The sequence below is a fragment of the Ktedonospora formicarum genome, assembly GCF_016587355.1.
Classification (GTDB): domain Bacteria; phylum Chloroflexota; class Ktedonobacteria; order Ktedonobacterales; family Ktedonobacteraceae; genus Ktedonobacter; species Ktedonobacter formicarum.
In genome coordinates this window covers 257,808-270,267 of record NZ_BNJF01000007.1, presented here as the reverse complement: position 1 = coordinate 270,267, position 12,460 = coordinate 257,808, and the positions used below count along the sequence as shown (strand labels likewise).

General features: G+C 52.7%; 10 protein-coding genes. 5 read left to right on the top strand and 5 right to left on the bottom strand.

Annotated features, from left to right (window positions below; genetic code table 11):
• The first annotated feature begins 222 nt into the window (after positions 1-222).
• Both K3T82_RS41015 and K3T82_RS41010 read left to right on the top strand, forming a co-directional pair.
• Positions 223-1,254 (top strand): hypothetical protein, encoded by a 1,032-nt coding sequence (locus tag K3T82_RS41015; RefSeq protein WP_220199269.1) that lies wholly within the window; start codon positions 223-225, stop codon positions 1,252-1,254.
• Positions 1,255-1,271: 17 nt separating this feature from the next.
• Positions 1,272-1,676, top strand: a complete 405-nt coding sequence (locus tag K3T82_RS41010) for a hypothetical protein (protein WP_220199268.1) — start codon at positions 1,272-1,274, stop codon at positions 1,674-1,676.
• Between the two features lie 65 nt (positions 1,677-1,741).
• Here K3T82_RS41010 and K3T82_RS41005 read toward each other — a convergent pair whose 3' ends face one another.
• The 4 genes from K3T82_RS41005 to K3T82_RS40990 all read right to left on the bottom strand — a co-directional run bounded on the left by K3T82_RS41005 (position 1,742) and on the right by K3T82_RS40990 (position 4,763).
• Positions 1,742-2,518 (bottom strand): SDR family oxidoreductase, encoded by a 777-nt coding sequence (locus K3T82_RS41005; RefSeq protein WP_220199267.1) that lies wholly within the window; start codon positions 2,516-2,518, stop codon positions 1,742-1,744.
• Between the two features lie 259 nt (positions 2,519-2,777).
• Entirely contained in the window at positions 2,778-3,395 is a 618-nt protein-coding gene (locus K3T82_RS41000; RefSeq protein ID WP_220199266.1) for a superoxide dismutase, read from the bottom strand.
• A gap of 248 nt (positions 3,396-3,643) precedes the next feature.
• Positions 3,644-4,438, bottom strand: a complete 795-nt coding sequence (locus tag K3T82_RS40995; RefSeq protein ID WP_220199265.1) for a sugar transferase — start codon at positions 4,436-4,438, stop codon at positions 3,644-3,646.
• The gene (locus K3T82_RS40990) at positions 4,431-4,763 is read right to left on the bottom strand and encodes a PadR family transcriptional regulator (protein WP_220199264.1); all 333 of its coding nucleotides are present in this window, start codon (positions 4,761-4,763) and stop codon (positions 4,431-4,433) included. Before K3T82_RS40990 ends, K3T82_RS40995 begins: the two co-directional genes overlap by 8 nt.
• Before the next feature lie 169 nt (positions 4,764-4,932).
• Between K3T82_RS40990 and obgE the strand changes: the two genes are divergently transcribed.
• The 3 genes from obgE (at position 4,933) to K3T82_RS40975 (ending at position 10,287) form a co-directional block, all read left to right on the top strand.
• Complete coding sequence (gene obgE, locus K3T82_RS40985; RefSeq protein WP_236031865.1) at positions 4,933-6,276, top strand: GTPase ObgE; 1,344 nt, start codon at positions 4,933-4,935, stop codon at positions 6,274-6,276.
• 157 nt (positions 6,277-6,433) lie between these two features.
• Positions 6,434-9,277, top strand: coding sequence for a CHAT domain-containing protein (locus K3T82_RS40980; RefSeq protein WP_220199263.1), 2,844 nt, complete (start codon positions 6,434-6,436; stop codon positions 9,275-9,277).
• Entirely contained in the window at positions 9,169-10,287 is a 1,119-nt protein-coding gene (locus K3T82_RS40975) for a tetratricopeptide repeat protein (protein WP_220199262.1), read from the top strand. The genes K3T82_RS40980 and K3T82_RS40975 overlap by 109 nt, the downstream gene beginning before the upstream one ends.
• 94 nt (positions 10,288-10,381) lie before the next feature.
• Here K3T82_RS40975 and K3T82_RS40970 read toward each other — a convergent pair whose 3' ends face one another.
• The gene (locus K3T82_RS40970) at positions 10,382-12,403 is read right to left on the bottom strand and encodes an MraY family glycosyltransferase (protein ID WP_220199261.1); all 2,022 of its coding nucleotides are present in this window, start codon (positions 12,401-12,403) and stop codon (positions 10,382-10,384) included.
• Positions 12,404-12,460 lie beyond the last annotated feature (57 nt).

Here is a 12,460-nt window from a genome sequence, read left to right as displayed (position 1 = left end):
TCTAGAAGCATGTGACGCGTTTGATTCTTGCTCTGATTGGCAAATGAGAAGAGCGATAAAATGCATATGCTGTGAACAATGTCATAGCATATACACACAATATCACCTACAATAGAGTTGACCAGTTACTTCTACGCATACACATGAATATCGCATTTTCATACTCTCTTTGGCGCTTTGTCATAATTGTGCTTTAGTTTGTACATCTTCTGGGAGCATGACATGATGTCGAATGATATTCGTAGCACCCTCATTATTAGCAGGCAGGAGGCGGTGAATGGGACTGTCCGTACGATCTCACTGCCCAATGGGCAACAGATACCCATCTCCGTTCCTGCCGGAGCTTTTGAGGGGCAAGTGCTACAGTTCCCTTTACCAGGTCAGACAGAACTACTGACCCTGACTATCCATGTGTCAGATGGACTGGGAAATCCACCTTCAGGCGATGGAGCCTTTGCTGCTAACGCTTCGTCTACACCCATTCCGTTTGAGACACGCACAGTCCCATCTGGTCCGCATGCGGCTGGCTATGCCTTAGAGGTACCACCGCCACCATCGGGCGCAAGTTGGCAGCAAGCTCAGATGTCAGGGACGAACGTACCCCCTCCGCCACCGCAGAGCTCAGAGACAAACTGGCAGCAATCTCAGACGTCGGGGCAAAACTGGCAGCAAGCTCAAGCGTCGGGAGCAAATATACCACCGCCGCCGCCACAGGTGTCAGGGCCTAATTGGCAGCAACAATACCCTGTCGCGCCGTCGCCAGATCCGCAGTCAGGCCCAAATGCTTATGCTACAACTCCGCAGGTGGGGCAGCCATATTATCCACCCGCGCCAGTCCGTAAGGGAGGAATAGGTACCAGGGCTATCGTGCTGATTGTGCTGGCAGTTGTCATCATTGTTGGCGCAAGCGCATTGATATTCGTGAATTATAATGCGCAACAGACCGCAAATATTAACGCGAACAAGACCGCGACCGCGCAAACCGCTACCGGTGTAGTCAATGCGACTTCGACAAGCCAGGTGAATGGAACACAGACCGCGCAGGTTGAGGCTACGACCGCCTCTATCCAGGCTACCAATACAGTCAAGCAGGCGAACCCCAACCCTATGGTGGTAATGGGATTCTGGCAGTCTATGATAGGCTGGATGGGAAGAGTGGAAATACCTGGACAAGCAATTCGGAGTGCTCGTTTACTGATGGTGCGTATCATGAGCGAAGTACCAGAATCGGGTATATTTACTTTTGTACCCTGACTGGCACTCCTGATAATATGACGAGTTTCAACGATTTCGCGTTTGAAGTCAAAATGAGCATCACAACCGGGGATGTGGGGGGCGTGATCTTTCGCACTGATGGCAACTATGGGTATGTCTTGACTATAGACACACATGGTTTCTCGCGTTTAACGCTCTATGCCACTGGAAGCACACAACCTAAGACTTTATGGGAGGGTAAAGTCTCGGCTCTCAAGCAAGGATATGGTCAGGTCAACACCGTTGGTATTGTGACGCAAGGAAGCACTATTAGCTGGTATATTAACTCCCAGCGTATCAATAGTGTGAGCAATAGCACTTTTACTTCTGGCGGCGTGGGCATGATAGGAGGCCTATACTCCAACTCGACGAATAAGAATAGTGATGTGACGTTTGGCTCGCTGCGTGTCTGGAGCCTATAGCGAAACCATTAAGTAGGAGAGTGGCGGCACGGATACAACCGTGCCGCCGCTTTTTTTATATGGCTCTACCACGCAGTTGAGCCACCATCAATGACGATGGTTTGCCCAGTCATATATGCGGAGGCGGGAGAGGTCAGGAAAACGATGGCTCCCTTAATGTCCTCTGGCTCTCCAAAGCGTGCGAGCGGGATATCTGCTCGCATCTGCTCACCAAACTTCGCGAGTAGTCCGCGCGACATACGCGTAGGGAACCAGCCAGGAGCGATAGCGTTGACAGTGATCTTGTATTGGGCCCAACTGGTTGCTAGATCGCGGGTCATATTGATGATGGCGGCCTTGCTGGCATTGTAGCCAGCCGTGCTCATATACTTTGGGTGACCGCCGATTAGCCCTGCCACGGAGGCGATATTCACGATAGTTCCACCCTGCCCTCTCGCGATCATCTCCCTGCCAACAAGCTGACTGATGATAAAAGTGCCTTTAATGTTGACGTCAATGACGTGTTGAAACTTGTCGAGCGGCATCTCTTCGGCTGGCGCACCCCAGGTCGCGCCACTATTATTGATCAGGATGTCGATGCTGCTGAAGCGCTCCTTTGTGGCTGCAACGACCTGAGCAACCTCTTCTGGTTTAGTAACATCACATGCCAGCGCTAGCGCCTGACCACCCCCGGCCCGAATTGCCTGCGCGACCTCTTCGCACGCTTCAAGTTTGCGTGAGCAGAGTACGACATTGGCCCCCACTTCGGAGAGTGCCTCCGCGAAATATTGTCCCAGCCCACGCCCACCACCAGTAATGATCGCTGTCTTTCCATTCAGGCGAAATAGATCTAAAACACCCATAAAACACCTCTGTTCTTGACTATCATTGTCCTGGAATCTCATACTGCGAGAATCTGAATCGATCACACTTCCTCTGGTGAGTACCTACTTCTATACTACAACAAATCCTTTGTGCCATCGCTATCGCAAGCCGTTTTCCGAAAACGGAGTAGAGAAAGAAAGTGTGATGGATCCAAGAAACGAGTCAGGAGGGTGGAGTGTCCGTGCTAGACCGCACGGACACTCCACCCTCCTGACTTCTTAGAGGTGCTGGGTACTCTTAGCGAGCGCTGGTTGCCTGTGTGTAGCGCTGACCAACAATATCCCAGTTTACGACGTTCCACCAGGCGCTGAGGTACTCAGGGCGGCGGTTCTGGTACTTAAGATAGTAGGCATGTTCCCAGACGTCATTGCCAAGGATGGGCAGGTTGCCATCCAGCAGTGGGCTATCCTGATTGGGGGTGCTGGTAACTTCCAGCTTACCACTCTTATTCAGGACCAGCCAGGCCCAGCCGGAACCAAAGCGCTTGGCACCAGCGTCGTTAAAAGCGGCCTGGAAAGCGGAGAATGAGCCGAAGGTTTCATTGATGGCGTTTGCCAACTCGCCGGTTGGCTCCTTGCTGCCACCAGGAGTCATGGTCTCCCAGAAGAGTGTGTGGTTAGCATGACCACCGCCATTGTTGCGAACGGCAGTGCGCTTGGCCTCGGGGACTTCGTTGAGGCGGGCGAGAACGTCTTCGACCGCGAGGCTGGCGAACTCATGGCCCTCCAGGGCGGCGTTGAGGTTGTTGACGTAGGTGGCGTGATGCTTATCATGATGAATCTGCATCGTCTGCGTATCGATATAAGGCTCCAGAGCCGCGTAGTCGTAAGGAAGTGGTGGAAGTGCGAATGCCATAACAATCTACTCCTTTATTCTGTATCTTATAGATTCGCGATATCATCGATATCGTATCGACTGACCTCATTGTATCGCGTGAAGCACCCTGTTGGCTATGGCTGAAAGGTCAGAAAAGACTGTCCTTTTGTACAGGCCGCCCCAACAAAGACCTGTACGAAAGGACAAAGCTGAGTAGGATCGAAAGCGAAGCACTTCCTAGTAAGTGCGCTTTATTTAAGAGGTCTGGGGGAACTGTGAATCTCCTCCTAGTGACTCTCGGTTTCTTCTCTATGCGCGCGGTGGTATATGGTGCGTAATGTTTCCCAGAAGAGGCGGAGATCGTAGCGCAGCGAGCGCTGCTCCAGGTATGCTTCATCGAGATCAAGCTGTTGCGGCAGCGAGACACGTTCAAAGCCATAACGCGCCAGGCTTGGACTACTCATGCCTGGCTGTACCTGGAGGATGCGGCGGCAGCGTAGATCGCCGAGATTGGTTTCACCTGGGCGTAGCAAGCGGGGACCAACGAAACTTAGCTCGCCTTTGAAGACGTTGATAAGGGCGGCTGACTCATCCAGAGATAGCTTACGTATCCATGCTCCGAAGCGCGTAAAGCGTCTCTGTTCCATGTCAATGGCATTGGTCATTGTGCGCAGGCGATAGAGCATGAAGCAGCGTCCATATTGTCCCAGCCACTCTGCTTTGTAGAAGAGTGGTCCAGGGGTTTCCAGCTTAATGATGAGTGCCGCTACAATGAAGAATGGGAGCATAAGTAGTGTCAGAAGGGTCGCCATTATTAAATCAGAGGCACGTCGGGCGATCTGGTAGCGTGCATAGTAGGCCTGATGAAACTCTACTCCGAGGTCAACGCTGGAACCGAGCGCGTCGATGACTTCACGTTGCAGTTGTTCGTCATCGGTAGAGAGACTCCGTTCAGTAGCCGCGTCTTCCAGGTGTGTGCGAAGTTCTTGATAGATCTCGGCGCGTTTACGACGAGGAATGCCAATGAGCATATAGTCGATGGATTGCAAATAGTGTGTAAAGGGTGCGATCCGCTCAGGCATGGCGTAAAACTCCTTCTACCGCGCTGGTAAATGTCTGCCACTCTGCCCTGCGGGCTTTAACCTCTTCGCGCCCAAGAGGTGTAAGCCGATAGTAACGGCGAGGCGCGCCATCGTCGCGTGTCTGCCATGTGCTGACGACCAGTCCAGCCTGTTCCAGTCGATGAAGCGCGGGATAGAGTGAACCCTCCTTCAATTGGAGAATCTGCCGGCTAGAGGCCTTGACTTCCTTGGCAATCTGATAGCCATACATGGGTTCGTGCTCTAGTACTGCGAGTAGGATCAATTCGATACTGCCCTTCATAAGCTCGCGATTGATCTTGGTCATGCTATACCTCGTTTTATATAATACATAGCATAACTATGTACATCGAATAACGATGTAAGTATACTTGCGGCATTGAGTTTTGTCAAGGTTGACGCTCAAGTGCATGGCGTTATCTGTCTTTCTATGGTATATTGAGAGGCGCTGTGATATGAAAGATGATTGTCTTTTCATGCACGTTGTAAGGATTGAGTTTGAGTGGGGATATGCCATGTTTTTTGACCATACAAAGATTTATGTAAAGGCGGGTAAGGGTGGCGACGGTTCAAGGCATTTTCGCCGTGAGAAGTTCGCGCCATCGGGAGGACCTGATGGCGGTGATGGTGGTCGAGGCGGTAGCGTCTACTTCGTGGCGACCAGTCGCCTTAATACGCTGATCGACTACCGTTATAAACAACAATTTAATGCTGAAGCCGGCGAGGGTGGGGCGCGTCAAAAGATGCATGGCGCGAAGGGCAAAGATATCGTATTAAAGGTGCCCTGTGGGACGGTAATTCGCGATGCCGAAACATCCGAACTAATTGCTGATTTGGTTGAGTCGGGGCAGCGCGTGATGGTCGCGCGCGGCGGGCGTGGTGGTCTGGGTAACGTTCACTTTGTTACGTCAACACACCAGGCACCTCATGAAGCACAGAAAGGCGAGCCAGGCCAGGAGCTATGGGTTACATTGGAGCTGCGCCTTATCGCTGATGTGGGTCTGGTTGGCTATCCTAATGCTGGGAAATCTACCTTGCTCTCTGTCGTGACCGCCGCGCAACCGAAGATCGCCAACTATCCTTTTACGACGCTGATCCCTAACCTGGGCGTGGTAGAAATTGGACATGCGCGGCAGGGTGATGGCTATGATTTCGTGCTGGCTGATATTCCAGGTTTGATCGAAGGTGCCGCGCAAGGAGTTGGACTGGGGCATGAGTTCCTGCGCCATGTCCAGAGGACGCGTCTGCTCATTCATATGTTGGATGGCGCGTCTCTGGAGCGTGATCCCTGGGAAGATTTTGAGAAGATCAATCAGGAGTTGAGTGAGTACGATGAGCAACTGGGTAAGCGACCTCAGATCGTTGTGCTCAATAAAATGGATTTGCCGGAGGCTCAGGAGCGTTGGCCTGCTTTGAAGGAGAAGGCAGAAGCCGCAGGTTACCCAACCTTTGCCATCTCTGCTGCCGCGCACCAGGGGACGACCGAACTTATGCAGTTTGTGGGCGACCGTCTGCGTGAGATTCGACAAGAAGAGGAGGAGCAGGCTGCGGCCCAGGTTATCTCCTTGGAGCAGGGGACGGTCTTGCGTCCGCAACCAGACGATGCCTTTACCGTTACGAAAGACGGTGAGATCTATGTTGTCCGTGGTAAGCTTGTTGAGCGCGCGGTCAATATGACGGATCAGGAGAGTGAAGAGGGTATGGATCGCTTACAGGTCACGCTCTCTAAGATGGGTGTTATCAAAGCTCTGGAGGATGCGGGCGTACATGCGGGCGATATCGTCCGTTTTGGTAAAGTTGAACTATTCTGGGGCGAATAGGTCGAATGTGGGGTAGAGGGCATATCACCCCTTTACTCCACGATTGAAGAGTGAAGACCGGGAAAAATTGTATTTTACTACACTAACGGCATAAATGTTATACAATGACATTACTTTAAGCTAGAAAAGAGACCAGGAACGCCGGGCTTATTGTATCATGGGTGAAACGCTAAATTTTCTCTTTCAGAGTCGCGAGGACGGCACATTTGAGCTCCAGGTAAAAGAAAGTTGGTCTGGACAAACCATTGGTGGTAACTTTATTCCTCCCTATACCACCAAGCAGTTAAATGCTCAACTGAAAAAACTGAATAAGCTTCAAAATGATAATCAGAGTTTGCGTGATATTGGCTATCGCCTCTTTCTCGCGCTCTGCGGTGTGGATGCTTCAACGCCGCTTCCAATTAATATAGCCAAACACCAGGAGACTGAGCCGTCGGTCCAGGCGCTTTTACGTAGCGTTATTCAACGTACCTTACGCCGTCGTGGTACCGTTGCACTGACGTTTTGTTTTGGCCCTGGTTGTGATGAGTTCGTACGCTATCCTTGGGAATTGCTCCATAATGGTGATCTCTTCCTGCTGGGTTCAGGGATTTTTACTCTGACACGTGCCCTCATTGAATCCGATATGCCTGGGGGCTGTGAGCTGCCCGTGCATCCTCCCATGCGTGTTTTGTATATAGGTGCCTCGCCTTTAGATTGTGCCCCACTCGAAACCGAGTTAAGCTTCGAAGCACTGGAGCGTGGCCTCTCGCCACTTATCGACAATGGACAGGTATTTCTTGATCGCCTGGAGCCTCCTACGTTCGATCAGCTAGTGCGTTATCTTAGCTCTTACGGTGGCGCGGGAGTATTCGACGATAGCGATACGGTCATTCCTTGCTACATTGTGCATTTTGATGGGCATGGAGCCTATGGCCGTCTTTGCCCCAGGGAGGATTGTAAGACCGTCAACGACGCAGAGGCGCGCCGCTGTGTAACCTGTGGTCAGGCCTTGCAGAGGGTGAAGCCACAAACTTATTTGTGTTTCTGTGACGAGGAGGGCTACAATCAATTCATTGATGCCCAATCGCTACGCGACCTCTTTGTGAGTAGTGATGTACGTCTGGCCGTTTTCTCGGCCTGTGAGACCGCTGCAATCGCATCTGAAAATCAGGGTGAGCAGAAGCGACCTGATCCCAACCCCGTTGATGCCTCTCTGGCAACAGCTTTGGTAATGGCTCAGGTTCCGGCTGTGGTTGCTATGCCCTTCTCCCTTCAGGATGATCTTAGCCCCACCTTTATGTCTCACTTCTATGAGGCGCTGGCCGATGGTCGAACGTTAGAAGAGGCGCTAGCGCGTGCTCGTCAAGCTCTGCTTCCCTTACAACAAAGCTGGTTTATTCCAGTGCTCTACCGGCGTGTCACTGAGGGCGAAGAGAGTCCAGTGCCCCTGATCGTGACCCGCGAATCACCCGAAGAGAATGATTTGCCCCTGGCTCATCTGGGGATGCCCTCAACGTTTGTTGGGCGCGAGCGTGAGTTGCGCGAATTGGATGCGCTCCTGGCGTCTAGCACAGCGTCTCCGCAGGCCAAACCAACCTTGCGCTCACGCTCTAGCCCGCACCGTGTCGCTATCACAGGTTCTGCGGGAATTGGTAAAAGCGCCTTGGCGTTGGAGGTTGTTCATCGCAATCAGGAGAAGTTCCCCGGCGGGATTATGGGAGTCTCTTTGGATGATGGTAAGACCTTTGATCAAGCTTTAATCGAAATTATTCACTCTCTGAACATCACTGCCGGGCAGCAAGCGTCAATGGATAGTGCTCGGCGTGTGCGCTTAGTATTGGGAACCTTACGCTCGTTGGCGAGTCGTGAACTTCCTTGCTTGCTGCTGCTCGATGCCTTTGAAGAAGTACGCGATCGCAATGAACTAGAAATCTGGCTCCAATTCCTCTGCTCTTTACCTGCTGAAGTGACCGTTCTGGTGACCTCCCAATTTAACCCTGAAAATATGGTCGTGTCGGAGAACGCGCACTGCCGTTGGTATGAGTACCGTGTCGGCAAGATGCAGGATGCCGACCTGCTTCAATTATTCGCTGAGCTAGCCCAGTCGAGTGGCCTGGATCAGCATATTCACCTTGAGGATGCGCCCCAGCAGGAGATTCTACGCGAGATCTGTGCGTTGCTCGACGGGTATCCGCTTGGGGCGGAACTTATCTTTGGGACCGCGCGCACCATTGAGGGTCGTGTATATACACCAGAAGCCGCGACCCGCTCGCTGGAAGAGGTGCGCGACGAATTGCGCAATTCCCCTCTAGCAGGTATTCTGGCTGTGTTAGAGGTTTCTTCGAACCGCCTGACACCTAATACGCGACTTCTTCTGGCATATCTTTCTGCCTTTAAGCTGCCATTTAGCCGCGAGCAGATCGCACTCCTCTTTCAGGAAACGGATGAGCAACGTGCTGAGCTATCCTCGGTGCCTCAGAGGACGATGGTACCCTCGATTATTGAGCCCACGGCATTTACGGAACTTGCGCGTAACTGGCGTGCGGCCCGTGATGAACTGGTGCAGGCATCTTTTGTGCAGTTTGATGGGCGGGTCTATACTATTCACCCCCAGGTAAGGCACTTCGCTATATCGCATCTACCAGCGGAAGAGCGCAGGCGTGTACATCGTGTGGTTGCGTCATACTATACCCATCTTCCTCAGCCAAGCCCAGAGGAATGGTTTGCGGCCTTTGAGCACCTGGAAAGTGCGGGTGAAGCACAGGATATGCAATACGCGGTAGGCATTGCGGTACGTGCTTCCTGGGCCTTGTGTGGACGCGGCTATACTGCCGAACTGCTCTCAATGTTGCAGCGCGCAGGTGTTCATGCCACGCGCTTGCATGATCTAACTGGCGAGGGCAAGGTGCAATGCTGTATGGGGCGATTCTACGCCTGCTTGGACGCTATACTGAAGCGGAAGCTTGCCTGCGTAGTAGCCTCTCATTTCTTCAGCAGCAGAATGAACGGCATGAAATAGGATGGACATTGTATGAATTGTCTGTCCTTTATCGCGAGGAGGGAAACCTTGAGCAGGCTGAGGCATATGCCCAGGAGGCCCAAATGCTCTTTGATGAGATGCAGGATCGCAAGGGGATCCTCTGGTTACAACTTGCTATAAGCGAGATCAAACGTAGCTATGGCGCGTATCATGAGGCGCTTGAGATCTGTGAGCAAGCCATCAAAGGATTTCGCTTACTTCCCGATCAGGAGGGCTATGCCTGGGCTCTACGTGATCGCTGCTCACTACATCAGGCCCTTGGTCAATATGTCCGTGCCCTTGGTGATAGTGTGGAGGCTCTGCGCATATTTACATCCATGAATATACCTGTGGGGAAAGGTTGGACGCTGGTAGATCGTTGTACCGTCTATCTGAGCCAGGGGAAGCTTGAGGAAGCTCGACGAGACGCTCACGAAGCTTTAAGAGTTTTCAGGGCGCAGCGGATACGTCGTGGTGAGGGCTGGAGTTTGCTCCTTCAGGGGGATTGTGCTCTCCAACGCTCCGAACTCGATTCCGCGCGCATGAATTATGACGAAGCTTTGCGTCTCTTTAGCGCGCTCAGTAACCGCATCGATGAAGCATGGGCCTTTAATGCCCTTGGCGCGCTGACTTTCGCGTGTGGCGAATATCAGGAAGCCCAGACATACTATGAGTTAGCTCAGTCGCGTGGCAGTGAGCATAGAGCCCGTCATGTTGAAGCGCGTGCTCTGTGGGGCCTTGGCGATGTAGCAAGGGTCCGGCATCGCTTCTCTGAAGCTGAGGAATTATATTGTAAATCAGCGAGCCTCGCCGCTGAACTGGATGTGCCTGCTGAGCAATGCGCTATACTTCGTCGTCAAGGGCAGCTTTGGGAGGAACAGAGGAAATATCAGGAGGCTGAGCAAGCCTGGGAGCAGGCACTCGCGTTCGATCAGCGTTTGGGACGCCCTCTCCATCAGCCTACCACTCACCATCTCCAGCAGCTTAAGGAGAAGCATAATCTCTTGTAGGGATCATACTAGCAACAACGGAGCCTGGTAGAGTGTGAGCACACCATACCAGGCTCCGTTGTTCTATGAAGCGCCTATTGCGTCGAGCGACCCGCTATTCTTTGGAAGAAGAGCGGAAGATGCGTGAGAGCCACCCGGAGGGGGCAGATGTTGACTGAATGTTATCGGTGTCAGGTGACGCTTTGCTTTCACTCACTGTCGCGTGATGTCCATTATGTCCATTGCCGCCACTATTGGAACCGTTGATAGAAGAGCCAAGTGGGGCTGTCGCGATGCGTTCCTCTTCATCTACTTCCTCTAGATCCTCAAGCTCCTCGTTATTAATCGGGTAGGAGTGCGAGGGCTTAAGGGATTCCCATGGACCGGCGAGCATACCCTCTGTCTCATCGCTACGGATTGGCTCATGTGGATTGGGTAGGTCCGCCGGAGGGAGGTTGCCAGAGAGAATGGGTTCTTTGGGAATAAGCTGATCACGACGTATAGGTTGCGTCTCCTGCTTTTCCAGCGCCAGGCGCTCATCGACCTCGGCTAGTAAGCGCGTAATTTCGGGACGTAGGACGCGGTTACGCTCAGGGATGCGCATCCACTGGGCCAGCGCGGCGGGATAGTAACCTGCTCTATAGCAGTAGAGACCTAGAATTGAGCGTGCATCATAGATGGTCATCCGCATCCAGAGGGCGGATTCTTCAATGGGGGTCTCAATAACATCCTCACTGGCCTCAATGACCTCGACCAAGTGATGTAAAGGAATGCCCATGAACACGAATGGATAGCCATAGTAGAGCGCGAGACGGCGTCGACGCGTGCGTTCCGCTGGATGTTTTCCGACAAAGTAACACTTGGTCCAGGATCCGCTAGTCCAGATAATCACGGCCAGGATCAGCACCAGGATACGAGCCAGATAGCGTTGCCAGGTAAATGTTGCCAGGCCTGACATAACGCCAAGTGCCGCGAAGCAGGCTCCCAGGGCCCAGGCCGCATAGACCAGGCGACGGCGATCCCAACCTAGTAGATCAAAGTGGTGATGAAGTGGCGTTGCCAGGAATGGTAGAGGGAACTCGGTATGTGGGACAAACTCATTCAAGCTGGAGAAGCGCATGGTTTTCAAATAGCGGCGGTAGAGCCGTGTCAGAACGCGAGACTGGATTAAAGCGGAAAGCCCCTCCAGTACAAACGCACCACCCAACAGCAAAAGCAGCAGCTCGTTACGAGAGAAGATCGCGATAATCGCCAGTGTTCCACCGAGAGCTAGCGCGCCGCTATCGCCCATATAAATCTTGGCGCTCCGTTTCGCGGTTCGGTGACGTGCCGCCCACGATGAAGGCCAGTTCCAGGGAAGATATCCTAATACGCTGCCAGCACAGAGCAGAGCCAGGATTTCCAGTACAATGCCTGTGGGGTGACTGGGATCAATAAGCCCGGTCACGACAATACCAAGAGCCAGTGAGGCGCTAAAGACCAGGCCGCCAGCCAAACCATCCAGACCATCGCTAAAGTCGACCGCCACTGAGGTGAAGCTACCCACAAGCCCAGTCATTAGAACCAGGAAGACCAGCCAGCCATAAAAGGCGATCTGTCCTGGGACGACTGGGCAGGTCGTCTGATTCGCATACCCTTTCGCGCTACATAATAGTGTATTAAGTATAGGGAGATCTTTATAGAAGCTATACGATTCCTGTCCCGTTGAAATTAAGAAGAAGTAGAGAACCGCGGCTGTCGCGGAGACCAGGAAGACGCCAGAGAACTTGACGCGTTCGGAAAGTCCCTCTTTACTATATACTTTTTTCCAGTCATCGATAAAGCCAACCAGCGCGAATCCCAGGGCTGCCCCCAATCCTATCAGTAGTAGGATCCACTGTTCCTGATTGAGATTGAATATATAGCCTGCCCAGACGCCAACGCCAACCATTGCCAGCGTAAACGCGGGACCACCTACAAGCGGCAACTCAATTGTCTTAATCTCGCGACCGCCTGCCGGCATATCAGGGCGATGCGTACCCGGCTTATGCTCGCCGCTTCTGAACTTGGGGAAAAGCACTCGTGCTATACCACAGAGCAGAAGGCTGGCAGCCGCGCACGCCACAAATATAATTAAGAGCCACAGAATAAGATTCATACACACTCCAAAGCAAACGATGGCTGAGACGCTCCACGGTCGCAACGTGTTGTGGGA

Coding starts and splice junctions, on each gene's coding strand:
- K3T82_RS41015 (WP_220199269.1), top strand. CDS start 223: ATGATGTCGAATGATATTCGTAGCACCCTCATTATTAGCAGGCAGGAG.
- K3T82_RS41010 (WP_220199268.1), top strand. CDS start 1,272: ATGACGAGTTTCAACGATTTCGCGTTTGAAGTCAAAATGAGCATCACA.
- K3T82_RS41005 (WP_220199267.1), bottom strand. CDS start 2,518: ATGGGTGTTTTAGATCTATTTCGCCTGAATGGAAAGACAGCGATCATT.
- K3T82_RS41000 (WP_220199266.1), bottom strand. CDS start 3,395: ATGGCATTCGCACTTCCACCACTTCCTTACGACTACGCGGCTCTGGAG.
- K3T82_RS40995 (WP_220199265.1), bottom strand. CDS start 4,438: ATGCCTGAGCGGATCGCACCCTTTACACACTATTTGCAATCCATCGAC.
- K3T82_RS40990 (WP_220199264.1), bottom strand. CDS start 4,763: ATGACCAAGATCAATCGCGAGCTTATGAAGGGCAGTATCGAATTGATC.
- obgE (WP_236031865.1), top strand. CDS start 4,933: ATGCACGTTGTAAGGATTGAGTTTGAGTGGGGATATGCCATGTTTTTT.
- K3T82_RS40980 (WP_220199263.1), top strand. CDS start 6,434: ATGGGTGAAACGCTAAATTTTCTCTTTCAGAGTCGCGAGGACGGCACA.
- K3T82_RS40975 (WP_220199262.1), top strand. CDS start 9,169: ATGCTGTATGGGGCGATTCTACGCCTGCTTGGACGCTATACTGAAGCG.
- K3T82_RS40970 (WP_220199261.1), bottom strand. CDS start 12,403: ATGAATCTTATTCTGTGGCTCTTAATTATATTTGTGGCGTGCGCGGCT.